This window comes from Cupriavidus sp. DF5525 (genome assembly GCF_040149425.2).
GTDB lineage: Bacteria > Pseudomonadota > Gammaproteobacteria > Burkholderiales > Burkholderiaceae > Cupriavidus > Cupriavidus pickettii_A.
On record NZ_CP168265.1, the window covers coordinates 1,030,213 to 1,055,422 of the forward strand.

General features: G+C 64.2%; 24 protein-coding genes and 1 tRNA gene. All 25 read left to right on the forward strand.

Annotated features, from left to right (window positions below):
* Positions 1 to 38 precede the first annotated feature (38 nt).
* The 25 genes from ABNX08_RS04940 (at position 39) to ABNX08_RS05060 (ending at position 25,206) form a co-directional block, all read left to right on the forward strand.
* Entirely contained in the window at positions 39 to 1,295 is a 1,257-nt protein-coding gene (locus ABNX08_RS04940; RefSeq protein ID WP_022534055.1) for a branched-chain amino acid ABC transporter substrate-binding protein, read from the forward strand.
* 174 nt (positions 1,296 to 1,469) lie between these two features.
* Entirely contained in the window at positions 1,470 to 1,739 is a 270-nt protein-coding gene (gene rpsO, locus ABNX08_RS04945) for a 30S ribosomal protein S15 (RefSeq protein WP_010809136.1), read from the forward strand.
* Positions 1,740 to 2,201: 462 nt separating this feature from the next.
* On the forward strand, positions 2,202 to 4,376 hold the full coding sequence (pnp, locus tag ABNX08_RS04950; protein ID WP_022534056.1) for a polyribonucleotide nucleotidyltransferase: 2,175 nt from the start codon (positions 2,202 to 2,204) through the stop codon (positions 4,374 to 4,376).
* 183 nt (positions 4,377 to 4,559) lie between these two features.
* Positions 4,560 to 5,564, forward strand: coding sequence for an NAD(P)H-quinone oxidoreductase (locus tag ABNX08_RS04955; RefSeq protein ID WP_022534057.1), 1,005 nt, complete (start codon positions 4,560 to 4,562; stop codon positions 5,562 to 5,564).
* 144 nt (positions 5,565 to 5,708) lie between these two features.
* Positions 5,709 to 6,422 (forward strand): triose-phosphate isomerase, encoded by a 714-nt coding sequence (tpiA, locus tag ABNX08_RS04960; protein ID WP_051369873.1) that lies wholly within the window; start codon positions 5,709 to 5,711, stop codon positions 6,420 to 6,422.
* A 52-nt stretch (positions 6,423 to 6,474) separates the two neighbouring features.
* Positions 6,475 to 6,849 carry a preprotein translocase subunit SecG gene (gene secG, locus ABNX08_RS04965; protein WP_022534059.1) on the forward strand — a complete coding sequence of 125 codons (375 nt, stop codon included), beginning with the start codon at positions 6,475 to 6,477 and terminating at the stop codon, positions 6,847 to 6,849.
* 187 nt (positions 6,850 to 7,036) lie between these two features.
* Positions 7,037 to 7,121, forward strand: a tRNA-Leu gene (locus ABNX08_RS04970).
* A 166-nt stretch (positions 7,122 to 7,287) separates the two neighbouring features.
* Entirely contained in the window at positions 7,288 to 7,647 is a 360-nt protein-coding gene (locus ABNX08_RS04975; protein WP_022534060.1) for an NADH-quinone oxidoreductase subunit A, read from the forward strand.
* A gap of 6 nt (positions 7,648 to 7,653) precedes the next feature.
* Positions 7,654 to 8,136, forward strand: coding sequence for an NADH-quinone oxidoreductase subunit B family protein (locus ABNX08_RS04980; RefSeq protein ID WP_011297145.1), 483 nt, complete (start codon positions 7,654 to 7,656; stop codon positions 8,134 to 8,136).
* A gap of 1 nt (position 8,137) precedes the next feature.
* On the forward strand, positions 8,138 to 8,737 hold the full coding sequence (locus ABNX08_RS04985; protein WP_022534061.1) for an NADH-quinone oxidoreductase subunit C: 600 nt from the start codon (positions 8,138 to 8,140) through the stop codon (positions 8,735 to 8,737).
* Positions 8,738 to 8,746: 9 nt separating this feature from the next.
* Positions 8,747 to 10,000, forward strand: coding sequence for an NADH-quinone oxidoreductase subunit D (locus tag ABNX08_RS04990; protein WP_022534062.1), 1,254 nt, complete (start codon positions 8,747 to 8,749; stop codon positions 9,998 to 10,000).
* Positions 10,001 to 10,184: 184 nt separating this feature from the next.
* Positions 10,185 to 10,685: an NADH-quinone oxidoreductase subunit NuoE gene (gene nuoE, locus ABNX08_RS04995; RefSeq protein WP_041681277.1), complete on the forward strand. Its 501-nt coding sequence runs from the start codon at positions 10,185 to 10,187 to the stop codon at positions 10,683 to 10,685.
* A 1-nt stretch (position 10,686) separates the two neighbouring features.
* Positions 10,687 to 11,982, forward strand: a complete 1,296-nt coding sequence (gene nuoF, locus ABNX08_RS05000; RefSeq protein ID WP_022534064.1) for an NADH-quinone oxidoreductase subunit NuoF — start codon at positions 10,687 to 10,689, stop codon at positions 11,980 to 11,982.
* Positions 11,983 to 11,994: 12 nt separating this feature from the next.
* Complete coding sequence (gene nuoG / locus ABNX08_RS05005; protein ID WP_022534065.1) at positions 11,995 to 14,361, forward strand: NADH-quinone oxidoreductase subunit NuoG; 2,367 nt, start codon at positions 11,995 to 11,997, stop codon at positions 14,359 to 14,361.
* A 26-nt stretch (positions 14,362 to 14,387) separates the two neighbouring features.
* Positions 14,388 to 15,452, forward strand: coding sequence for an NADH-quinone oxidoreductase subunit NuoH (gene nuoH, locus ABNX08_RS05010; RefSeq protein ID WP_022534066.1), 1,065 nt, complete (start codon positions 14,388 to 14,390; stop codon positions 15,450 to 15,452).
* Positions 15,453 to 15,522: 70 nt separating this feature from the next.
* Positions 15,523 to 16,014: an NADH-quinone oxidoreductase subunit NuoI gene (gene nuoI, locus ABNX08_RS05015; protein ID WP_022534067.1), complete on the forward strand. Its 492-nt coding sequence runs from the start codon at positions 15,523 to 15,525 to the stop codon at positions 16,012 to 16,014.
* Between the two features lie 160 nt (positions 16,015 to 16,174).
* Entirely contained in the window at positions 16,175 to 16,819 is a 645-nt protein-coding gene (locus ABNX08_RS05020; protein ID WP_022534068.1) for an NADH-quinone oxidoreductase subunit J, read from the forward strand.
* 16 nt (positions 16,820 to 16,835) lie between these two features.
* Complete coding sequence (gene nuoK / locus ABNX08_RS05025) at positions 16,836 to 17,141, forward strand: NADH-quinone oxidoreductase subunit NuoK (protein WP_022534069.1); 306 nt, start codon at positions 16,836 to 16,838, stop codon at positions 17,139 to 17,141.
* A 58-nt stretch (positions 17,142 to 17,199) separates the two neighbouring features.
* A complete protein-coding gene (gene nuoL / locus ABNX08_RS05030) occupies positions 17,200 to 19,287 on the forward strand; it encodes an NADH-quinone oxidoreductase subunit L (protein ID WP_022534070.1) in 2,088 nt (695 codons plus the stop codon).
* 27 nt (positions 19,288 to 19,314) lie between these two features.
* Positions 19,315 to 20,781: an NADH-quinone oxidoreductase subunit M gene (locus ABNX08_RS05035; protein WP_022534071.1), complete on the forward strand. Its 1,467-nt coding sequence runs from the start codon at positions 19,315 to 19,317 to the stop codon at positions 20,779 to 20,781.
* An 18-nt stretch (positions 20,782 to 20,799) separates the two neighbouring features.
* Positions 20,800 to 22,275, forward strand: a complete 1,476-nt coding sequence (nuoN, locus tag ABNX08_RS05040; protein WP_022534072.1) for an NADH-quinone oxidoreductase subunit NuoN — start codon at positions 20,800 to 20,802, stop codon at positions 22,273 to 22,275.
* A gap of 13 nt (positions 22,276 to 22,288) precedes the next feature.
* Entirely contained in the window at positions 22,289 to 22,597 is a 309-nt protein-coding gene (locus tag ABNX08_RS05045) for a DUF2818 family protein (RefSeq protein WP_022534073.1), read from the forward strand.
* Positions 22,598 to 22,641: 44 nt separating this feature from the next.
* Entirely contained in the window at positions 22,642 to 23,268 is a 627-nt protein-coding gene (locus ABNX08_RS05050) for an NUDIX domain-containing protein (protein WP_022534074.1), read from the forward strand.
* Between the two features lie 182 nt (positions 23,269 to 23,450).
* Entirely contained in the window at positions 23,451 to 23,909 is a 459-nt protein-coding gene (locus tag ABNX08_RS05055) for a DUF1178 family protein (protein ID WP_022534075.1), read from the forward strand.
* A gap of 94 nt (positions 23,910 to 24,003) precedes the next feature.
* On the forward strand, positions 24,004 to 25,206 hold the full coding sequence (locus ABNX08_RS05060; protein WP_349609474.1) for an acyl-CoA dehydrogenase family protein: 1,203 nt from the start codon (positions 24,004 to 24,006) through the stop codon (positions 25,204 to 25,206).
* Positions 25,207 to 25,210: the final 4 nt, after the last annotated feature.

The following is a 25,210-nucleotide window of genomic DNA, read 5'->3' on the forward strand; positions in this document are numbered from 1 at the left end:
GCTGCTGCCGTACCATCCAGCGCTTTCCGGGAGAGAACATGAAGGTTGCGGCGTGGTGGCGGGGATGGCTGGGCGGATTGTTGCTGGCGGCGGCGGCGGGCGCGTCGGCGCAGGAGCCGATCCGGCTGGGCATGATCGACGGGCTTTCCGGTCCGTTCGCCAACGCCGGCGAGGCGGTGGCGCGCAACCTGCGCCTGGCCATCGAGCGCATCAATGCGCGCGGCGGCGTCAAGACCGCCGAGGGCGCGCGGCAACTGGAACTCGTTACCTTCGACAGCAAGGGCAATGTGGACGAAAGCCTGATCCAGTTGCGAGCGCTCACTGACAAACGCGTTCCCTTCGTCTTGCAAGGCAACAGCTCGGCGGTGGCCGGCGCGCTCGTGTCGGCGATCAACCGCCACAACGCCCGCCAGCCTGATGCGCGCGTGCTGTTCCTGAACTACTCGGCGGTCGATCCCAGCCTGACCAACGAGAACTGCAGCTTCTGGCACTTCCGCTTCGACGCCAGCGCCGACATGCGCATGCAGGCCCTGACCGAGGTGATCCGGCAGGACCAGTCGGTGCGAAAGGTGTACCTGATCGCCCAGGACTACAGCTTCGGCCACCAGGTGTCGCGCTCGGCGCGCGAGATGCTGGCGGCACGCCGGCCGGATATCCAGGTAGTCGGCGACGAATTCCACCCGATCGGCAAGATCAAGGACTTTGCGCCCTATATCGCCAAGATCAAGGCGAGCGGGGCGGATGCGGTCATCACCGGCAACTGGGGCAATGACCTGACGCTGATGGTAAAAGCTGCGCGCGAGGGCGGGTTGCGGGCCAAGTTCTATACGTTCTATGGCAATGGCCTGGGCGCGCCGGCAGCGATGGGCGATGCCGGCGTCGGCCGCGTGCTGGCGGTGGCGGAGTGGCACCCGAACGTGGGCGGGGCGGCATCCGACGCCTTCTACCAGCAGTTCCGTGCGCGTTATCCGGAGCCCAAGGACGATTACGTCCACCTGCGCATGCAGATGATGGTGGAAATGCTGGCGCGCGCGATCGAGCAAGCCGGCTCCACCGACGCGGTCAAGGTGGCGCGCGCGCTCGAGAACATGCGCTTCGTCAACGACTTCCACGAGGCCACCGTGCGCGCCGACGACCACCAGGTGCTGCAACCGCTGTACGTCTCGGTGATGGAGCGGCAGGGTGGGACCGTGCGCTTCGACAACGAGGGCTCGGGCTACGGCTTCCGCACGGTGCGCAAGCTCAAGGCGGCGCAAACCACGCTGCCAACCACGTGCCGGATGGAGCGTCCCTGAGCGATGTATTTGGAAGGGCCGGCGGCAGGTTCTCCTGCCATGGCTTTTCCGTTATAATGCACGGCTGTCGTCGCCGGGCCATCGGCTGGTTGGCGGCAGAGAATCCAAAAGCAAGTGACACGACGCATGCGGCGCATCCCGCGCTGTAGCGTTCGCAAGTGAAAGGAAATCATTATGGCAGTCGCCGATATCAACAAGTCCGAAGTCATCAAGCAGTTCGCCCGTGGCGCCAACGACACTGGCAGCCCCGAAGTGCAAGTGGCCCTGCTGACCACCCGCATCAACGAACTGACCCCGCACTTCAAGGCCAACATGAAGGATCACCACAGCCGCCGCGGTCTGCTGCGCATGGTGAGCCGCCGCCGCCGTCTGCTGGACTACCTCAAGTCCAACGACGCCGACCGCTACCGTGCCCTGATCGAAAAGCTGGGCCTGCGCAAGTAAGGTTGCGCCAGAGGTTGCGTCCGATGGCAGCGCGATTCCTGGGTTTGCACGGTTTCGCGTGAGGCCTCGATGCCTGCTTCAGCATTGCTGGGGCAGGCATTTTGCATTTCTGGCCGGGCGCTTCTGCACCGGCCGGGCATGCGGCAAGTTGAGGAAGTGATTTTCGCTTCACGCTTCCCGGCGAGAATTCCGATTCCCCGGGGCCCCGTTGCAGCAAGCCGCGCAACGGAGTAAGTTGTTCTTTTTGTGTTTTTCGGTATCCCGGACCGGACAAGGAAACAGGGCTTTGTGTCATTCCAGCACGGCATCGGCAACAGTGCCGCGCTGGAATGGCATAGCACTTCCCTGAGACTGCGACCGGCAACCGGCAGTTTGCCTGCGGCTGGGAACGCAGGCGTCGCATGCCCAGCCCGGGTCTCATGTATGGACCCGCGCGGCGTGCACGCAAGTCAAGGAATGCAAATGTCCATGTTCAACAAGGTCGTCAAGGAATTCCAGTGGGGCCAGCACACGGTCCGCATGGAAACCGGCGAAATCGCCCGCCAGGCCGGCGGTGCCGTGCTGGTCAATGTGGAAGACACCGTGGTGCTGGCGACCGTGGTCGCCGCCAAGAACCCGAAGCCGGGCCAGGACTTCTTCCCGCTGACCGTCGACTACATCGAGAAGACCTACGCGGCCGGCAAGATCCCCGGCGGCTTTTTCAAGCGTGAAGGCCGTCCGTCGGAAAACGAGACGCTGACCTCGCGCCTGATCGACCGTCCGCTGCGCCCGCTGTTCCCGGAGGGCTTCTACAACGAAGTGCAGGTCGTGGTGCACGTGATCTCGCTGAACCCGGAAGTGCCCGCCGACATCCCCGCGCTGATCGGCGCGTCGGCCGCGCTGGCCGTGTCGGGCATCCCGTTCAGCGGCCCGGTGGGCGCCGCGCGCGTGGGCTACAAGGACGGCCAGTACCTGCTGAACCCGACCCGCTCGCAGATCGCTACCTCGGACCTGGACCTGGTGGTCGCCGGTACCGAGCGCGCCGTGCTGATGGTGGAATCGGAAGCCAACCAGCTGTCTGAAGACGTGATGCTGGGCGCCGTGGTCTATGGCCATGAGCAGATGCAGATCGCGATCAACGCGATCCATGAATTGGTGCGCGAAGGTGGCAAGCCCGAGTGGGACTGGACCCCGGCCGCCAAGAACGAGCCGCTGATCGCCAAGGTCACCGAAGTCGCGCTGCCGCTGCTGCAGGAAGCCTACCAGCTGCGCCAGAAGTCGGCCCGCAGCCAGAAGCTGAAGGAAGTGAACGCCAACGTGGCGGCCGCACTGGAAGCCGCCGGCGTGGAAGCCGACAAGGTGGAAGTCGGCAATGTCATGTTCGACCTGGAAGCCAAGATCGTGCGCGGCCAGATCCTGGGCGGCGAGCCGCGTATCGACGGCCGCGACACCCGCACCGTGCGCCCGATCGAGATCCGTTCGTCGGTGCTGCCGCGTGCGCACGGCTCGGCGCTGTTCACCCGCGGCGAGACGCAGGCGCTGGTGGTGGCGACGCTCGGCACCAAGAGCGACGAGCAGATCATCGACGCGCTCGCCGGCGAGTACCGCGACCGCTTCATGCTCCACTACAACATGCCCCCGTTCGCCACCGGTGAAACCGGCCGCGTGGGCAGCCCGAAGCGTCGTGAAATCGGCCACGGCCGCCTGGCCAAGCGCGCACTGATCCCGGTGCTGCCGAAGGACGACGAGTTCGCCTACACCATTCGCCTGGTTTCGGAAATCACCGAATCCAATGGTTCCTCGTCGATGGCTTCGGTCTGCGGCGGCTGCCTGGCACTGATGGACGCCGGCGTTCCGGTCAAGGCGCACGTGGCCGGCGTTGCCATGGGCCTGATCCTGGAAGGCAACAAGTTTGCCGTGCTGACCGACATCCTGGGTGATGAAGATCACCTGGGCGATATGGACTTCAAGGTTGCGGGTACCGACAACGGCATCACCGCGCTGCAGATGGACATCAAGGTCCAGGGCATCACCAAGGAGATCATGCAGGTTGCGCTGGCACAGGCCCGTGAAGGCCGCCTGCACATCCTGCACAAGATGCAGGAAGCGATGGGCCACGCCCGCACCGAGCTGTCGGCACACGCCCCGCGCATGATCACCATGAAGATCCATCCGGACAAGATCCGCGAAGTGATCGGCAAGGGTGGCTCGACCATCCAGGCGCTGACCAAGGAAACCGGCACCACCATCGACATCCAGGAAGACGGCACCATCACGATCGCCTCGACGTCGACCGAAGGCATGGCCGAAGCCAAGCGCCGCATCGAAGGCATCACCGCCGAAGCCGAAGTGGGCAAGATCTACGCCGGCACCGTGCTGAAGCTGCTGGATTTCGGTGCCATCGTCAACATCCTGCCGGGCAAGGATGGCCTGCTGCACATCTCGGAAATCGTCAACGAGCGTGTGAAGGACATCAAGGACTGGCTGAAGGAAGGCCAGCAGGTCCGCGTCAAGCTGATCCAGGCCGACGAGAAGGGCCGCTTGCGCCTGTCGCTGAAGGCCGCACTGGCAGAAGAGGGTGGCAGCATCAGCCCGATCAATGCCGGCGAAAGCGCCGCGCCGGCAGCACCGGCCGGTGGCTCGGAGCAGCAGCAGTAAGCGGGACGGATTGTCCCAATGGCGCCGCCGCAAGGCGGTGCCGCAGAAAAACGGCTGGGCGATGCCCAGCCGTTTTTTTGTTTACACTGCCGGCAACCCAAACGAGCAACGGCTCACACCGATCCTGGCGCGGTGAGCGTTCAGCCCGGCCCGCGCCAGGACAAAGACAAGGAGCAGAGAAGCATGCAAGCCATCGAGATCCGCGAATACGGCGCCCCGGAAGTCCTCCAGCTGACCGAGCGTCCTGACCCGGTGCCCGCCGCGGGCGAGATCCTGATCCGCGTGGCCGCCGCCGGCGTGAACCGTCCGGACGTATTCCAGCGCACCGGCAACTACCCGGTGCCGCCGGGCGCATCGGACCTGCCCGGCCTGGAAGTGGCGGGCGTGGTGGTGGGCGGCGACCTGTCGCATGCGGACAACCGCTTCGGCCTGAAGGTCGGCGACCGCGTCTGCGCGCTGGTGCAGGGTGGCGGCTACGCGCAGCTGTGCACCGCGCCGGTGGCGCAGTGCCTGCCGGTGCCGCAAGGCCTGAGCGATATCGAGGCGGCGGCGCTGCCCGAGACCTTCTTCACCGTGTGGAGCAATGTGTTCGATCGCGGCTACCTGGGGCAGGGCCCGCGCGGCAAAGGTGAGACGCTGCTGATCCAGGGCGGGTCGAGCGGCATCGGCACGACCGCGATCCAGATCGCCAAGGCGCTGGGCTTCAAGGTGTTCGTCACCGCCGGCACCGATGAAAAGTGCAAGGCGTGCGAGGACCTCGGCGCCGACCGCGCGATCAATTACAAGACCCAGGACTTCGTCGCCGAAGTGGCGGCGCTGACCGAAGGCAAGGGCGTCGACGTGATCCTCGACATGGTCGCCGGCCCCTACCTGGCACGCGAACTGAAGTGCATCGCCGACGATGGCCGCATCGTCATCATCGCGCTGCTGGGCGGTGCCAAGGCCGAGATCCCGCTGGGCGACATCCTGCGCCGGCGCATCACCGTGACCGGCTCGACGCTGCGCCCGCGCCCGGCCTCGTTCAAGGGCAAGATCGCCGCGGCGCTGCACGAGCAGGTGTGGCCGCTGCTGGCCGCCGGCAAGATCAAGCCGGTGATCCACGAGGTGTTCCCGGCAGCGCAGGCCGCTGACGCGCACCGGCTGATGGAGTCGAGCGAGCACATTGGCAAGATCGTGCTGAACTGGTGAGGCCCGGCCGGCTTCCGTTGTGATGTGACGAATGCCGCGGCCATCGGGCGGCGGTAGCGCCGCGCCCCTGCGACACGCTACAATACCGGGTTTGATTTCGGAGGGGCACAAGTGAGACAGAAGCTCGTCATCGGCAATTGGAAGATGCATGGCAGCCTGGCTGCGAACGCGGCGCTGCTGGAGGGAATCAAGGCTGGTGCCGGGCGTTCGACCGGCGCAAAGCTGGCGGTGTGCGCACCGTTCCCCTATCTTGCACAATGCCAGGCGCTGCTGAATGGCTCGCAAGTGGCTTGGGGTGCACAGGATGTATCGGCGGAGGCGCGTGGCGCCTTCACCGGCGAAGTGGCTGCGTCGATGATCGGCGAGTTCGGCTGCACTTACGTGCTGGCCGGCCACTCCGAGCGCCGCGCCTATCATGGCGAGACCGACCAGGTGGTGGCGGCCAAGGCGCTGCGCGCACTTGAGTTCGGCATCGTCCCGGTGATCTGCGTCGGTGAAACGCTGGCCGAGCGTGAAGCGGGCGAGACCGAGGCGGTGGTCGGACGCCAGCTGCAGGCGGTGCTGGAAGCGTTGTCGGTGGAGCAACTGAGCCGCGTGGTGCTGGCCTATGAGCCGGTCTGGGCGATCGGCACGGGCAAGACCGCGACCAGCGCGCAGGCGCAGGCGGTGCACGCCTTCCTGCGCGGCCGGGTGGCGGCGCGCGACGCCGGCGTGGCCGAACGCATGGCTATCTTGTATGGCGGCAGCGTCAAGCCGGACAATGCGGCCGAACTGTTTTCGATGGCCGACATCGACGGGGGCCTGATTGGTGGCGCCTCGCTGAAGTCGGAAGATTTTCTCGCGATCGGCAACGCCTGAATGCCGGCCGTACCGATCGTCCGATCAGGCAAGTAACGCTTATTTAAATCAAATGGCAATCTTCAAGACTTTGTTGGTGGTGTTGCAGGTGTTGTCTGCGCTGGGCGTGATTGGCCTGGTGCTGATCCAGCATGGCAAGGGCGCCGATGTCGGTGCGGCGTTCGGCTCGGGCGCCTCGGGCAGCCTATTCGGTGCCACCGGCTCGGCAAACTTCCTGTCGCGCACCACCGCCGTGCTGGCCACGCTGTTCTTCGTCTGCACGCTGGCACTGACGCTGCTGGGCAACTACAAGCCGGCCGCTTCGCTGGGCGTGATGGGCGCGGCGCCGGCTTCGGCGCCCGCCACGGCAGGCGCTTCGGCACCGGCCGCGGCCCCGGCTGCGGCAGCTGCCGCATCGGCGCCCGCAGCCCCCGCTGTACCGAAATAATCCGTTAGCCTTGCGGCGGATTCCTGAGTTTTTTTGCAGTTGTGCGTTGAACAAAGCAAGAAATTTGGGTTAGAATGCAAGGCTTGAAACGATTCCCCAGCGATGGGTCTTAAGCGAAGGCGAAAGCCTCTGCAAAAGGCCTGAAGGGCCTGAAAACCCGGCGCCAGGCAATATTGTTTCTCCCCCAGCCGACGTGGTGAAATTGGTAGACACGCTATCTTGAGGGGGTAGTGGCGAAAGCTGTGCGAGTTCGAGTCTCGCCGTCGGCACCAAACAACTTGATCGGAGTCCCTGGCCGGGCAATGCACCCGAGCGTGGGGCTCCGGCAGTCCGCAAGGCGGCGCGCCATGAGGCTCATGGCTTAGCGCCTGGGGTGGGCAACAGGACGCCGCTTCAGCTGGTGCTGTTGACAACATTCCAGATAAGGCTGGCCGTACCTTGAATCTCGAAGCCTACTTCCCCGTTCTCATCTTCATCATCTTCAGTGTCGTGCTCGGCGTGGCACTGATGTCGATCGGTCGGATCCTCGGTCCGAACAAGCCCGATCCCGCGAAGCTGTCGCCGTACGAGTGCGGCTTCGAAGCGTTCGAGGATGCGCGCATGAAGTTCGACGTGCGCTACTACCTCATCGCCATCCTGTTTATCCTGTTCGATCTCGAAACCGCCTTCCTGTTTCCGTGGGGTGTTGCCCTGAGGGATATCGGCTGGCCGGGATTCATCGCCATGGGCGTGTTTCTGCTGGAATTCATCGTGGGCTTCGTCTACATCTGGAAAAAGGGCGCGCTCGATTGGGAGTGATGTGAAATGGCAATCGAAGGCGTTCTCAACGAAGGCTTCGTCACGACTACCGCTGACAAGCTGATCAATTGGACCCGCACCGGGTCGCTGTGGCCGATGACCTTTGGCCTGGCCTGCTGTGCCGTGGAAATGATGCATGCCGGCGCCGCGCGCTATGACCTGGACCGCTTTGGCGTGGTGTTTCGCCCGTCGCCGCGCCAGTCGGACGTGATGATCGTGGCCGGCACGCTGTGCAACAAGATGGCCCCCGCGCTGCGCAAGGTCTACGACCAGATGGCCGAACCGCGCTGGGTGATCTCGATGGGCTCGTGCGCCAACGGCGGCGGCTACTACCACTATTCGTACTCGGTGGTGCGCGGCTGCGACCGGATCGTGCCGGTGGATATCTACGTGCCGGGCTGCCCGCCGACGGCCGAAGCGCTGATCTACGGCGTGATCCAGCTGCAGAACAAGATCAAGCGTACCAACACCATCGCGCGCAAGGGCTGAAATGGCGAAGCTCGACACCCTGAAGGCCGCGCTCGAGAAGGCTCTCGGCAAGCGCGTGCAGAATCTGATCGAGGCGACCGGCGAACTGACGCTGATCGTCAAGGCCGACGACTACCTGGAAGTCGCCCGCATCCTGCGCGACGATCCGTCGCTGCGTTTCGAGCAGCTGATCGACCTGTGCGGCGTGGACTATTCCGAATACGGCGACGGCGCCTGGGATGGCCAGCGCTTTGCCGCCGTCTCGCACCTGCTGTCGGTGACCCACAACTGGCGCCTGCGCGTGCGCGTGTTCGCCCCGGATGACGGTTTCCCGGTGCTGGCCAGCGTGATCGACGTGTGGAACTCGGCGAACTGGTTCGAGCGCGAAGCCTTCGATTTCTACGGCATCGTGTTTGACGGCCACCCGGACCTGCGCCGCATCCTGACCGACTACGGTTTCGTCGGCCATCCGTTCCGCAAGGATTTCCCGGTCTCCGGCTACGTCGAGATGCGCTACGACCCGGAGCAGAAGCGGGTTATCTACCAGCCGGTCACGATTGAGCCGCGCGAGATTACGCCACGCGTGATCCGCGAGGACAAGTACGGCGGTTTGGAGCACTGAGATCGCGCCATGGCAGACATCAAGAATTACACCCTGAACTTCGGCCCTCAGCACCCGGCCGCGCACGGCGTGCTGCGCCTGGTGCTGGAACTGGACGGCGAAGTCATCCAGCGCGCCGACCCGCATATCGGCCTGCTGCACCGTGCCACCGAAAAGCTGGCTGAGCAGAAGACCTGGATCCAGAGCGTGCCCTACATGGACCGCCTCGACTACGTGTCGATGATGGTCAACGAGCACGCCTACGTGATGGCGATCGAGCGCCTGCTGGACATCGAAGTGCCGATCCGCGCGCAGTACATCCGCGTGATGTTCGACGAGATCACCCGCCTGCTGAACCACCTGATGTGGATCGGCGCACACGCGCTGGACGTGGGCGCGATGGCGGTGTTCCTGTACGCCTTCCGCGAGCGTGAGGACATGTTCGACATGTACGAGGCGGTCTCGGGTGCGCGCATGCACGCGGCCTACTATCGTCCGGGCGGCGTCTACCGCGACCTGCCTGACACGATGCCGCAATATCGTGCCTCCAAAGTCCACAACGAGCGTGCCATCAAGGCCATGAACGAAGCGCGTTCGGGCTCGCTGCTGGACTTCATAGAGGACTTCACCAACCGGTTCCCGAAGCACGTCGACGAATACGAGACGCTGCTGACCGACAACCGGATCTGGAAGCAGCGCCTGGTGGACATCGGCGTGGTCAGTCCGGAACGTGCACTGCAGATGGGCTTTACCGGCCCGATGCTGCGCGGCTCGGGCATCGAGTGGGACCTGCGCAGGAAGCAACCGTACGAGGTGTACGACAAGCTGGACTTCGACATCCCGGTGGGCGTGGGTGGTGACTGCTACGCGCGCTACCTGGTGCGCGTGGAAGAGATGCGCCAGTCCAACCACATCATCAAGCAGTGCGTGGAATGGCTGCGCCGCAACCCGGGCCCGGTGATTACCGATAACCACAAGGTAGCACCGCCCTCGCGCGTGGACATGAAGTCCAACATGGAAGAGCTGATCCACCACTTCAAGCTGTTCACCGAAGGCCTCCACGTGCCCGAAGGCGAAGCGTACGCGGCGGTGGAGCACCCGAAGGGCGAGTTCGGCATCTACGCGATCTCGGATGGCGCGAACAAGCCGTACCGCCTGAAGATCCGTGCACCTGGCTTCCCCCACCTGGCCGCGCTGGACGAAATGGCCAAGGGACACATGATTGCTGACGCGGTAACGATCATCGGCACGCAAGACATCGTCTTCGGCGAGATCGACCGTTAATCACGGACCGCCGGCCCGGACGACGATCCGGGCGCTTTCCGCGGCGCTCCGCTGAGTGGAGCGGCCCGGAAGACCCGCGGCGGACCGGCAAGGCCTAAGGCCCGCCGGCGGAACGGCAGCGACGGCTGCAAACCTGCGGAAGGACGCCCAGTTGCGCTGCCTCCGCCGTTTTACTGCAATGACCATGCTATCAGCAGAAGCTCTCAAGGAAATCGATCGCGCGATCGCGAAGTATCCGGCCGACCAGAAGCAGTCGGCCGTGATGGCGGCGCTTGCCGTGGCGCAGGGCGAGGTGGGCTGGGTTTCCCCCGAAGTCATGCAGTTCGTCGCCAACTACCTCGAGATGCCACCCGTGTGGGTGGAAGAGGTGGCGACCTTCTACAACATGTATGACACCAGGCCGGTGGGCAAATTCAAGCTCGCCGTCTGCACCAACCTGCCGTGCGCCCTGTCGGGCGGCGAGCGGGCCGGCGAGTACCTGAAGCGCAAGCTCGGGATCGACTACAACGAGACCACCGCTGACGGCTGCTTCACCCTGAAAGAGGGCGAGTGCATGGGCGCTTGCGGCGACGCGCCGGTGATGATCGTCAACAACACCCGCATGTGCAGCTTCATGAGCGACGACAAGCTCGACGCGCTCGTGGACGAGCTCAAGGCCGAGGCTGCAGCCAAGGGGGGCAAGTAACATGACCAGTCTGCACGACCGCCATATCCAGCCGCTGATCCTGGCCGGCCTGGACGGCAAGAATTGGCACCTGGAAGACTACGTCAAGCGTGGCGGCTACCAGCAACTGAAGCGCATCCTGACCGAGAAGATCCCGCCGGAACAGGTGATCGCCGACGTCAAGGTCTCCGGCCTGCGCGGCCGTGGCGGTGCGGGCTTCCCGACCGGCCTGAAGTGGAGCTTCATGCCGCGCACGTTCCCGGGTCAGAAATACCTGGTCTGCAACACCGATGAAGGCGAGCCCGGCACATTCAAGGACCGCGACATCATCCGCTACAACCCGCACTCGCTGATCGAAGGCATGGCCATCGGCGCGTATGCGATGGGCATCACCGTGGGCTACAACTACATCCACGGCGAGATCTGGAACGAGTACAAGATCTTCGAGGAGGCCCTCGAAGAGGCGCGTGCTGCCGGCTTCCTGGGTGACAACATCCTGGGCTCGGGCTTTGATTTCCAGCTGCACGCCCACCACGGCTATGGCGCCTACATCTGCGGTGAGGAAACCGCGCTGCTCGAATCGCTGGAAGGCAAGAAAGGCCAGCCGCGCTTCAAGCCGCCGTTCCCGGCCAGCTTTGGCCTGTACGGCAAGCCGACCACCATCAACAACACCGAGACCTTCGCCGCGGTGCCGTTCCTGCTCGCCGTCGGCCCCGAGAACTACCTGAAGATGGGCAAGCCGAACAACGGCGGCACCAAGATCTTCTCGATCTCGGGTGACGTCGAGCGTCCCGGCAACTACGAGATCCCTCTGGGCACGCCGTTCGCCAAGCTGCTGGAACTCGCCGGCGGCATGCGCGGTGGCAAGCGCATCAAGGCGGTGATCCCGGGCGGTTCGTCGGCGCCGGTGGTGCCGGGCGACCTGATGATGGCGTCCGACATGGACTACGACTCGATCGCCAAGGCCGGCTCGATGCTGGGCTCGGGCGCGGTGATCGTGATGGACGAGACGCGCTGCATGGTCCGCTCGCTGCTGCGCCTGTCGTACTTCTATTTTGAGGAATCGTGCGGCCAGTGCACGCCGTGCCGCGAAGGCACCGGCTGGCTCTACCGCATGGTCAATCGCATTGAACACGGAGAGGGGCGCCAGGAAGACCTGGACCTGCTCAACAACGTCGCGGAAAACATCATGGGCCGCACCATCTGCGCGCTCGGCGATGCCGCGGCGATGCCGGTCCGCGGCATGCTCAAGCACTACTGGAAAGAGTTCGAGTATCACGTCGAACACAAGCAGTGCATGGTTCCGGCCTACATCTAAGCGTGGCAGAACATGGTTGAACTAGAGATCGACGGCAAGAAGGTTGAGGTTGCTGAAGGCAGCCTGGTGATGGAAGCCGCCCGCAAGCTGGGCACCTACATCCCGCACTTCTGCTACCACCGCAAACTGTCCATCGCGGCCAACTGCCGCATGTGCCTGGTCGAGGTCGAGAAGGCGCCCAAGGCGCTGCCCGCCTGCGCCACGCCGGTGACCCCTGGCATGAAGGTCTTCACCAATTCGGAGAAGGCAGTCAAGGCGCAGAAGTCCGTGATGGAATTCCTGCTGATCAACCACCCGCTCGACTGCCCGATCTGCGATCAGGGCGGCGAATGCCAGCTGCAGGATCTGGCCGTGGGCTACGGTGCCTCGGAGTCGCGCTACAAGGAAGAGAAGCGCGTGGTGTTCCACAAGAACGTGGGCCCGCTGATCTCCATGGAGGAGATGACGCGTTGCATCCACTGCACCCGCTGCGTGCGTTTCGGCCAGGAAGTGGCCGGCGTGATGGAGCTGGGCATGCTGGGCCGCGGCGAGCATTCGGAAATCACCACCTTCGTCGGCAAGACCGTCGATTCGGAACTGTCGGGCAACATGATCGACCTGTGCCCGGTCGGCGCGTTGACCAGCAAGCCGTTCCGCTACTCGGCCCGTACCTGGGAACTGGCACGCCGCAAGTCGGTGTCGCCGCACGATGGCTTGGGCGCGAACCTGGTGGTGCAGACCAAGAACCAGCGCGTGATGCGCGTGCTGCCGCTGGAAAACGAAGACATTAATGAGTGCTGGATCTCCGACAAGGACCGCTTCTCGTATGAAGGCCTGAACAGTGCCGACCGCCTGACCCGCCCGCTGCTGAAGCAGGGCGGCGAATGGATGGAAACCGACTGGCAGACCGCACTGGAATACGTCGCCAACGGGCTGGCCGGCATCAAGCGCGAGCATGGCGCCGACCAGATCGCCGCGCTGGCCAGCCCGCACAGCACGCTGGAAGAACTGTTCCTGCTGGGCAAGCTGGTGCGCGGCCTGGGCAGCGACAACGTCGACTTCCGCCTGCGCCAGTCCGACTTCTCGGCGGCGCTCAAGGGCGCGCCGTGGCTCGGCATGCCGGTAGCCGACGTGACCGCGCTGCAACGCGTGCTGGTGATTGGCTCGTCGCTGCGCAAGGATCATCCGCTGCTGGCCTCGCGCCTGCGCCAGGCCACCAAGAAGGGTGCCCGTGTCGCGGTGCTGGGCGCGGGTGGTGAAGACCTGCTGATGCCCGTGGCCGCCCGCATCGACGTGGCGCCGTCGGGCTGGACCGCGGCTCTCGCCGGCGTGGCCCGTGCCGTGGCTGCCGCCAAGGGCGTGGCCGCTCCGGCCGGTACCGAAGGTTTCGATGGCGGCGATGCCGCCGGCAAGACCGCAGAAGCCCTGCTGTCGGGCGAGCGCCGCGCCGTGTTCCTTGGCAATGAGGCCGTGCGCCATCCGCAGTTCTCTGCGCTGCACGCGCTGGCACAGTGGATCGCCACGGAAACGGGTGCAAAGCTGGGCTTCCTGACCGAGGCGGCGAACACCGTCGGCGGTTATGTCGCCGGCGCGCTGCCCAAGCAGGGCGGCGCCAATGCGCAGGCGATGCTGGACACGCCGCGCAAGGCCTACATCCTGCTGAACACCGAACCCGAGTTCGATACCGCCGACCCGCGCAAGGCACTGGCCGCGCTGGCCCAGGCCAACACGGTGGTGGTGCTGTCGCCGTTCCGTTCGGAAGCGGCCATGCAGTACGCCGACGTGATCCTGCCGGTGACGCCGTTCACGGAAACCGCCGGTACCTTCGTCAATTGCGAAGGCCTGCCGCAGAGCTTCAACGGCGTGGTCCGCGCACTGGGCGAGTCGCGTCCGGGCTGGAAGGTGCTGCGCGTGCTGGGCAACCTGCTCGACGTGGCCGGCTTCGACTACGACACCGCCGAAGCGGTCCGTGCCGAAGTACTGTCGGCCCCGGTTGCCGAGCAACTGGACAACGGCACCGATGCGGCGATCCGCGTCAGCGCCGCTGCCGCCAACGGCATCGAACGCATCGCCGACGTGCCCATCTACCACGCCGACCCGATCGTGCGCCGCGCCGATTCGCTGCAGCTGACCGCCGCCGCGCGCCGCGCCATGCAGATCGCGTTGCCGGCCGACCTGTTCAACCGCCTGGGCATCCAGTCGGGCGACCCGGTCCGCGTCACGCAAGGGCAGGGCAGCGTGGTGCTGCCGGCCGTGCTCGAAGCCACGCTGCCGGCCAACACCGTGCGCGTGCCGGCGGCAACGCCGGCGGCCATCGGGCTGGGCGGGATGTTCGGCACCGTGACGATCGAGAAGGCCGTCGAACTGCCGGTCGGCCAGCAGGCCGAAGTCACCGCCTAAGCGCAGAAGAATAGCGAGAACGCAACATGATCGACTGGATTACCTCGCAAGGCCACGCCATCTTCGGCGGCGCATGGACGCCGCTGTGGATCCTGATTCGCGCCGTGGTCATTGTGGTGCCGCTGCTGCTGTGCGTGGCTTACCTGATTCTGTGGGAGCGCAAGCTGATCGGCTGGATGCACGTCCGTCTCGGCCCGAACCGCGTGGGCCCGCTCGGCTTGCTGCAGCCGATTGCCGACGTGCTGAAGCTGCTGCTCAAGGAAGTCATGATGCCCACGCAGGTCAGCCGGGGCATGTACCTGATTGCCCCGCTGATGGTGCTGATGCCGGCCGTGGCGATCTGGGCCGTGATTCCGTTCCAGGCCGAAGTGGTGCTGGCCGATGTGAACGCCGGCCTGCTCTACGTGATGGCAATCAGCTCGGTGGGCGTGTACGGCGTGATCCTGGCCGGCTGGGCCTCGAACTCCAAGTACGCCTTCATCGGCGCCATGCGTGCCGCGGCCCAGATGGTGTCGTATGAAATCGCCATGGGCTTCGCGCTGGTGACGGTGCTGATGGTTGCCGGCAGCCTGAACCTGTCGGCGATCGTCAACGGCCAGAACACCGGCTACTTCGCCGACATGGGCATCAACATCCTGTCGTGGAACTGGCTGCCGCTGCTGCCGATGTTCGGCGTCTACTTCATCTCGGGCGTGGCCGAAACCAACCGCCACCCGTTCGACGTGGTGGAAGGCGAATCGGAAATCGTCGCCGGCCACATGATCGAATACTCGGGCATGGGCTTCGCGCTGTTCTTCCTGGCCGAGTACATCAACATGATCGTCATCTCGACGATGACCGCGCTGATGTTCCTGGGCGGCTGGGCGCCGCCGATCAGTAGCGTGCTGACCAACGCGATCCCGGGCTTCTTCTGGCTGGTGATCAAGGTATTCCTGCTGCTGTCCGTCTTCATCTGGATCCGCGCCTCGTTCCCGCGCTACCGCTACGACCAGATCATGCGCCTGGGCTGGAAGGTGTTCATCCCCCTGACGGTGGCGTGGCTGATCATCGTGGCGATCTGGATCAAGTCGCCCTGGAACATCTGGCCCTGAACGGCCAAACGGCGGTGCGCCTTCTGCAACACGGCAGGGCGCGCACCGTGTGGAAATACTAGGAAGCATCATGCTGCTCGCCATCAAGGACTTCTTCAACAGCCTGCTCCTGAAGGAACTCTTCAAGGGTATGGCGCTGACCGGCCGCTATCTCTTCGCGCGCAAGGTCACCGTCCAGTTTCCGGAAGAGAAGACGCCGATCTCGCCGCGTTTCCGCGGCCTGCACGCGCTGCGCCGCTACCCCAACGGGGAAGAGCGCTGCATCGCCTGCAAGCTGTGCGAGGCAGTGTGCCCGGCGCTGGCCATCACGATCGAGTCGGACGTGCGCAACGACGGCACCCGCCGCACGACCCGCTACGACATCGACCTGACCAAGTGCATCTTCTGCGGTTTCTGCGAGGAGGCCTGCCCGGTCGACGCCATCGTGGAAACGCAGATCCTGGAGTACCACGGCGAGAAGCGTGGCGACCTGTACTTCACCAAGGACATGCTGCTGGCAGTGGGCGACCGCTACGAGCCGCAGATCGCCGCGGCCAAGGCTGCCGACGCCAAGTACCGCTGACCGGTTTGCGGCTGCCGCCAGTAGCAGACCTGGCAGCCGCTGCCACCGAATTTGAATTCGGCCCCTTGAGTGTGAGGGGCCAAAGCAAGGATGCCGCAGGAGCGGGCCACCCGAAGGGGTGGCTTGTGCCGGACGGCCCTGAGAGGATCCGATAGGGACCATGGAACTCACGACCACCATCTTCTACGTTTTTGCGCTGGTGCTGGTGCTCTCCGCACTGAAAGTCATCACTGCGAAGAACCCGGTGCACTCCGCACTGTTCCTCGTGCTGTCGTTCTTCACGGCCGCCGCGATCTGGATGCTGCTCAAGGCGGAATTCCTCGCCATCCTGCTGGTGCTGGTCTATGTCGGCGCGGTGATGGTGCTGTTCCTGTTCGTGGTGATGATGATCGATATCGACATCGAGCACCTGCGCCGGGACTTCTGGACCTACGTGCCGATGGCATCGGTGGTCGGCGCGCTGATCATCGCCGAGATGGCGATCGTGCTGGTGCGCAACTTCATCGGCACCACCACGCCGGTGGTCGCCAACGGTTCGCAGGATCCGGGCTACTCCAACTCCGCCGCGCTGGGCAAGGTGATCTACACCGACTACATCTACGCCTTTGAAGTGGCCGGCATCATCCTGCTGGTGGCCATCATCGCCGCCGTCGCGCTGACCCTGCGCCGCCGCAAGGACGTCAAGGCCCAGGACGTGTCGGCGCAGCTGCGTACCCGCCGCGACGACCGCGTGCGCCTGGTGCCGATGCAGTCCGAAAGCCAGACCTCGCAGACGGAAGCCGCGGCTGCCGCCAATAAGAACTAAAGCCCGGAGAAACGCTGTGCTCTCTCTCGCTCACTACCTCGTCCTCGGTGCGATCCTGTTCGCGATCAGCATCGTCGGCATCTTCCTGAACCGCAAGAACGTGATCGTGCTGCTGATGGCGATCGAACTGATGCTGCTTGCGGTGAACATCAACTTCGTCGCCTTCTCGCATTACCTGGGCGACCTGGCTGGTCAGGTTTTCGTTTTCTTCATCCTCACGGTGGCCGCCGCCGAGTCGGCAATCGGTCTGGCAATCCTGGTGGTGCTGTTCCGCAACCTGGATACGATCAACGTGGACGACCTGGACACCCTCAAGGGCTGATCCGTGGCGCACTACGCAGATACCCAAGACTCACCGACCGCACACCACTAAGCGTCCTATGGCAACCACGCTCAACCCCAACCTGCTGCTTGCGATTGCGCTGGCGCCGCTAGTCGGCTCCGCGATCGCCGGCCTGTTCGGTACCAAGTTCTTCGACCTGTTTTCCTCGGAGTCGCGCGGCGGCCGGATCGTGGCGCATACCGCCACGATCCTGGGCGTTGCCATTTCCTTCGTGCTGTCGGTGATGGTGCTGATCGACGTGATGAACGGCGCCAGCTTCAACGCCACCGTGTACGAGTGGATGGCCATCGGCAGCCTGAAGATGGAAGTCGGCTTCCTGGTCGATTCGCTGACGGCAATGATGATGGTGGTCGTCACCTTCGTCTCGCTGATGGTGCATATCTACACCGTCGGCTACATGGAAGGCGATCCCGGCTACAACCGGTTCTTCGGCTACATCTCGCTCTTCACCTTCTCGATGCTGATGCTGGTGATGAGCAACAACTTCCTGCAGCTGTTCTTCGGCTGGGAAGCGGTGGGCCTGGTGTCGTACCTGCTGATCGGCTTCTGGTACACCCGCCCGACGGCGATCTTCGCCAACCTGAAGGCTTTCCTGGTCAACCGCGTCGGTGACTTCGGCTTCATCCTGGGCATTGGCCTGCTGCTGGCCTACAGCGGCAGCATGAACTACACCGAAGTGTTCGCCGCGCGCGACCAGCTGGCGACCGTGATCTTCCCGGGCACCGACTGGCTGATGATCACCGTGGCCTGCATCTGCCTGTTCATCGGCGCGATGGGCAAGTCGGCGCAGTTCCCGCTGCATGTCTGGCTGCCTGACTCGATGGAAGGCCCGACCCCGATCTCCGCACTAATCCACGCGGCCACCATGGTGACCGCCGGCATCTTCATGGTCGCGCGCATGTCGCCGCTGTTTGAACTGTCGGATACCGCGCTGTCGTTCGTGCTGGTGATCGGTGCCATCACGGCGCTGTTCATGGGCTTCCTGGGTATCATCCAGAACGACATCAAGCGCGTGGTGGCTTACTCGACCCTGTCGCAGCTCGGCTACATGACCGTGGCGCTGGGCGCCTCGGCTTACTCGGTGGCCGTGTTCCACCTGATGACGCACGCGTTCTTCAAGGCACTGCTGTTCCTGGGCGCCGGTTCGGTCATCATCGGCATGCACCACGACCAGGACATCCGCAACATGGGCGGCCTGCGCAAGTACATGCCGATCACCTGGATCACTTCGCTGGTGGGTTCGCTGGCGCTGATCGGCACGCCGTTCTTCGCGGGCTTCTACTCCAAGGATTCGATCATCGAGGCCGTCGCCGAATCGCATATCGCCGGTTCGAGCTTTGCCTATTACTCCGTACTGGCCGGCGTGTTCGTGACCGCGTTCTACTCGTTCCGCATGTACTTCCTGGTCTTCCACGGCAAGGAGCGCTGGGGACAGAACCATGTCCACCAGCACCATGAGGGCGACCACGAGGACGAAGAGGTTTCGCTCGACCACCACCATGGCCTGGCCGCCGGCGAGAAGCCGCACGAGTCGCCGTGGGTGGTGACGCTGCCGCTGGTGCTGCTGGCGATCCCGTCGGTGATCGTTGGCGCGATCGCGATCGACCCGATGCTGTTCGGCAACTTCTTCAAGAATGGCGTGGCCTTCAAGGACGTGATCTTCGTCGGCGAGAACCACCACGCCATGGCTGAGCTCAAGGAAGCGTTCCACGGCTGGGTGCCGATGGCGATTCACTCGCTGACCACCCCCGTGCTGTGGCTGGCCATCGCCGGTGTGGTGCTGTCGTGGTTCTTCTACATGAAGCGCCCGGACATCCCTGAAGCCATCGCGAACCGCTTTTCGGGTCTCTACAAGCTGCTCGACAACAAGTACTACATGGATGCCATCAACCAGGTGGTGTTCGCTCGTGGCGCACGCCTGCTCGGTACCGGCCTGTGGAAGGGCGGCGACCAGGGCCTGATCGACGGCCTGCTCGTCAACGGCTCGGCGCGGGTGGTGGCTTCGTTCGCCTCGGCCAGCCGTTACCTGCAGTCGGGCTATATCTACCACTACGCATTCGCGATGATCGTCGGCATGCTGGTGCTGCTGACGCTGACGGTCACGGGCGTGATCGGCACCAAGTGATAGGCACCAAGTAAGGAAAATATAGAAATGGTTCTGTCTTTCTCAATCTGGCTGCCTGTCTTTTTCGGCCTGCTGATCCTCGCCTTCGGCTCGGACCGAAGCCCGGGCTTCGTGCGGTGGATGTCGCTCTTCGGCTCGATCGCGAGCTTCGTCGTCACGCTGCCGCTGGTGTTCCACTTCGACCGCACCACCGCGTCGATGCAGTTCGTCGAGAAGGCGAACTGGATCGAGCGCTTCAATATCAACTACCTGCTGGGGGTTGACGGCATCTCGATGTGGTTCGTCGTGCTGACCGCCTTCATCACGGTGATCGTGGTGATCTCGGCCTGGGAAGTGATCACCGATCGTGTGGCCGAATACATGGCCTCGTTCCTGATCCTGTCGGGCCTGATGGTCGGCGTGTTCTGCACGCTGGACGGCATGCTGTTCTACGTGTTCTTCGAGGCCACGCTGATCCCGATGTACATCATCATCGGCGTGTGGGGCGGCCCGAACCGCGTCTATGCCGCGTTCAAGTTCTTCCTGTACACGCTGGCCGGCTCGCTGCTGACGCTGGTCGCGCTGCTGTACCTGTACAACAAGACCGGCACCTTCGACATCCTGCAATGGCACCAGGCCAAGCTGTCGATGAACGAGCAGATCGCACTGTTCATTGCCTTCTTCGTCGCCTTCGCGGTCAAGGTGCCGATGTGGCCGGTGCACACCTGGCTGCCGGACGCTCACGTGGAAGCGCCGACCGGCGGTTCGGTGGTGCTGGCCGCCATCATGCTGAAGCTGGGCGCCTACGGTTTCCTGCGGTTCTCGCTGCCGATCGCCCCTGACGCGAGCCACTACCTGGCCCCGTTCATCATCACGATCTCGCTGATCGCCGTGATCTACATCGGCCTGGTCGCGCTGGTGCAGGCGGACATGAAGAAGCTGGTGGCGTACTCGTCGATCGCCCACATGGGCTTCGTCACGCTGGGCTTCTTTATCTTCAGCGACATTGGCGTGGAAGGCGGCATCGTGCAGATGATCTCGCACGGCTTTATCTCCGGCGCGATGTTCCTTTGCATCGGCGTGCTGTACGACCGCGTCCACTCGCGCCAGATCGCCGACTACGGCGGCGTGGTCAACACCATGCCCAAGTTCGCCGCGCTGGCAGTGTTCTTCGCGATGGCCAACTGCGGCCTGCCGGCCACCTCGGGCTTTGTCGGCGAATTCATGGTGATCCTGGGCGCGGTCAAGTTCGACTTCTGGATCGGCCTGCTGGCCGCCACCGCCCTGATCTTCGGCGCTGCCTACTCGCTGTGGATGGTCAAGCGCGTGATCTTCGGCGACATCGTGCACCAGCACGTGCGCGAGCTGGCCGACCTGAACAAGCGTGAGTTCGTCATGCTCGGCCTGCTGGCCATCATGACGCTGTACATGGGCCTGCATCCGAAGCCCTTTACCGACGTGATGCACCCGTCCGTGGTGAACCTGCTGCAGCATGCTGCACAGTCCAAGCTGTAATCGGGGAGAGATATCAACATGCAACCGTCCTCGACACTCGGCCCCGTGGCGCCGATCATCTTCCTGGCGATCGCCATCGGCGCGGTCAACTGGATCGACCTTGCCCGCGGCAAGGGCAAGCAGAGCGTGGCCTATCCGCTGTCGCTGCTCACCACGCTGGTCCTGACCGTATGGTTCGGCCTGAACGCCGCCGCCGGCGAGACGCATTACGCGTTCTCCAACCTGGTGGTGATCGACCCGATGGCCAACGTGCTGTCCGCGTTCTGCTCGGCCGGCCTGTTCGTGACGCTGGTCTATACGCGCCGCTACCTGGCTGAGCGCGACATGTTCGCCGGCGAGTTCTACCAGCTCGCGCTGTTTACGCTCGGCGGCCAGATCGTGATGATCACCGGCAACAACTTCCTGACCCTGTACCTGGGCCTGGAACTGCTGTCGCTGTCGTCGTACGCGCTGGTGGCGCTGCGCCGCGATTCGCGCGTGACCTCTGAATCGGCGATGAAGTACTTCGTGCTGGGCGCGCTGGCTTCGGGCTTCCTGCTGTACGGCATCTCGATGATGTACGGCGCCACCGGTTCGCTGAACCTGGGCGAGGTGTTCCGCGTGGTCGAGTCGGGTCGCGTCAACACCACCATGCTGGCCTTCGGCGTGGTCTTTATCGTCGCCGGCCTGTCGTTCAAGCTGGGCGCCGCACCGTTCCACATGTGGATCCCGGACATCTACCAGGGCTCGCCGACCGCAGTGACGTTGCTTATCGCCGGCGGCCCGAAGGTTGCTGCGTTCGCGCTGTTTATCCGCGTGCTGGTGGAAGGCCTGCTGCCGCTGGCCAACGACTGGCAGATGATGCTGGTGGTGCTGTCGATCATCTCGCTGGCCATCGGCAACCTGACTGCCATCGTGCAGAGCAACCTGAAGCGGATGCTGGCGTACTCGACCATCTCGCACATGGGCTTCGTGCTGCTGGGCCTGCTGTCGGGCGTGGTGGCCAACAAGGCCGACGGCGCCGCGGATGCCTACAGCTCGGCGATGTTCTACTCGGTGACCTACCTGCTGACCACGCTGGGCACCTTCGGCATCATTCTGCTGCGCACGAACAAGGGTTTCGAGGCCGAGACGCTGGAAGACCTGAGGGGCATGTCGCGCCGCAACCCGTGGTTCGCGTTCCTGATGCTGGTGATGATGTTCTCGCTGGCCGGCATTCCGCCGACCGTGGGCTTCTATGCCAAGCTGGCCGTGCTGGATGCAGTGGTCAAGGCCGGCATGACCTGGCTGGCCGTGGTGGCCGTGCTGTTCTCGCTGATCGGCGCGTTCTACTACCTGCGTATCGTCAAGCTGATGTACTTCGATGCGCCCGCTGCTGAAGAAGAACTGGAAGCCACCTTTGGCCTGCGCTCGATGCTGAGCGTGAACGGCGCCGCGGTGATCCTGCTGGGCATTTTCCCGGCCGCGCTGATGAACCTGTGCTACCAGGCCATCCGCGCGACGCTGGGTTCCTGATCCGCCACACGCCATGAGCGCATCCGCAAGCGGCTGGTTTGTCATCCTGCTGGCACTGGTCAGTGCGAACCTGCCGTTTGTGAACCAGCGCCTGTTCGCGGTGATCCCGTTGCGGCAGGCGCGCAAGCCCCTGTGGCTGCGCCTGCTGGAACTGATCTTGTGGTACGCGGTGGCCGGCGCCGCCGGCTTTGCGGTGGAAGCCAGCCTCGGCAACGCCTTCCCGCAGGGCTGGCAGTTCTACGCCATCACCGCCTGCATGATGCTGGTGTTTGCCTTCCCGGGCTTCACCTGGCAATACCTCGTCAAACACCGCACGGCCTGAAGCCGGTCTTGTCGGCCCCGGGCCCTGCCTGATCCGGAGCGTCCATGACCGACAAGACTCAAGGCGGTACCTCGCTGCCCGCCGACCAGACTGAAAACGACGACGCACTGAAGGAAGTGTGCGTCGCCTCGGCCACGGTCCATCGCGGCAAGTTCCTCACCCTCAAGCAAGACATCGTCAGGCTGCCCGACGGCAAGCAGACCGGGCGGGAGTACATCGTCCACCCCGGCGCGGTGATGATGATCCCGCTGTTCGACGACGGCACCGTGCTGATGGAGCGCCAGTTCCGCTACCCGATCGGTGAAGTGATGCTGGAATTCCCGGCCGGCAAGCTCGATCCGCAAGAGGGCGCGCAGCGCTGCGGCGAGCGCGAGCTGCTGGAGGAGACCGGCTACAGCGCGGCGCGCTGGGACTACCTGACGCGCATCCATCCGGTGATCTCGTATTCGACCGAATTCATCGACATCTTCCTGGCGCGCGACCTGACGCACGGCGAGGCGCAACTCGACGACGGCGAGTTCATCGAGACCTTCATCACCCCGGTGGAGCAGGTGCTCGACTGGGTCCGCAGCGGGCGCATTACCGACGTGAAGACCATCATCGGCGCATTCTGGCTGGAAAAAGTGATCTCCGGTACGTGGCAGCCAGGCGAGCAGTCCCTGCCAGGCTGAGATACGCATTCGTCACGTCGGCGCGTTGGACTGGCCTGCGCTAAGCTGGTGACAGGGCACGGCGCGCGGCGTGAATTGTGCGGCAGGCAGCTGTTCCGAACGGTCGTTCGAAAAAATTTAGCACGACCGTTCACAAAATTTCGATTCACGGATAATATAGCTTTTGACGGGCTGGATAGATCATGAAGGTGCTCGACCTGCGCTGTGCGCAAGACCATCGTTTCGAGGGCTGGTTTGCCTCGGAGGAAGAAGCGCAGTCGCAAATCTCGCGTGACCTCGTCCAATGCCCGGTCTGTGGCGACCACGCCGTTACGCGGCTGCCCAGCGCGCCGCGCCTGAACCTGTCGGGCGCGACCGCGCCCAAGGGCGCCGCCAAACCGGCGCAGCAGGCGGCGCAGCAAGCCGCGCCACCGGCAACACTGCAAGCGCTCTATTTGAAGGCAGTGAAGCAGGTGCTGGCCCAGACCGAGGACGTTGGCGACCGCTTTGCCGAAGAGGCAAGGCGCATGCACTATGACGAAGCGCCGGAACGCGGCATCCGCGGTTCGGCCTCGCCGGAGGAAGTGCAGGCGCTGGCCGAGGAGGGCATCGAGACTTTTCCGCTCGTAGTGCCGGATGCGCTGAAGCAGACGGCTCACTGAATTGCGTCCTGTGCCCGTTGCTGTCGGCGCATGACGCGCAGGCAGAACAAACCGCCGGCAGCTTCAGAAAATGCCGGCACCACTGGAGACGGGCATGGATCTCAACTACTCGGCGTCCGACAACGCCTTCCGCGAGGAAGTGCGTAGCTGGCTCGAAGCCAACTTGCCGGCGGACATCCGCAGCAAGATTCTCAATCACCGCCGTCCGAACCGCGACGACCTGGTGCGCTGGCACAAGATCCTCGCCGGCAAGGGCTGGTCGGCGCCGCACTGGCCCGTACAGTACGGCGGCACCGGCTGGAACGCTACGCAACGCCATATCTGGGACGAGGAGAATGCCCGCGTCGGCGCGCCCGGCGTGCTGCCTTTCGGCGTGGCGATGGTTGCGCCAGTCATCATGAAGTACGGCAGCGAGGACCAGAAGTCCTACTACCTGCCGCGCATCCTGGACTGCACCGACTGGTGGTGCCAAGGCTATTCGGAGCCGGGCTCGGGTTCGGACCTGGCGTCGGTGAAGACCCGCGCCGAGCTGACCCCGGACGGCAAGCACTACATCGTCAACGGCCAGAAGACGTGGACCACGCTCGGCCAGCACGCCGACATGATCTTCTGCCTGGTGCGCACCGATCCCGAAGCCAAGAAGCAAGAGGGCATCTCGTTCCTGCTGATCGACATGAAGACGCCGGGCATCACCGTGCGCCCGATCATCATGCTCGACGAAGAGCACGAGGTGAACGAAGTCTTCTTCGACAACGTCAAGGTGCCGGTCGAGAACCGCGTCGGCGAAGAGAACCGCGGCTGGACCTACGCCAAGTACCTGCTCGGCCATGAGCGCACCGGCATCGCCCGCGTCGGCAATTCCAAGCGCGAGCTGGGCTTCCTCAAGCGCGTGGCGCGCCAGCAGCAGAAGAACGGCAAGCCGCTGCTGGAGGATCCGGTGTTCGGCGCCAAGGTCGCCGCTTTGGAGATCGAGCTGATGGCGCTGGAGATTACCGTGCTGCGCGTAGTGTCGAGCGAAGCCGCCGGCAAGGGCCCCGGCCCCGAGGCCTCTATGCTCAAGATCAAGGGCACCGAGATCCAGCAGCTGCTGACCGAGCTGATGGTCGAGGCCGTCGGCCCGTACGCCCAGCCGTTCGACACGGCCTACCTGGAGTGCGAGACCGAACACGCCGTCACCGGCTACGACGACGCGGCGCCGCTGGCCGCGTACTACTTCAACTATCGCAAGACCTCCATCTACGGCGGGTCCAACGAAATTCAGAAGAACATCATCAGCCAGATGATTCTGGGGCTGTGAGGAG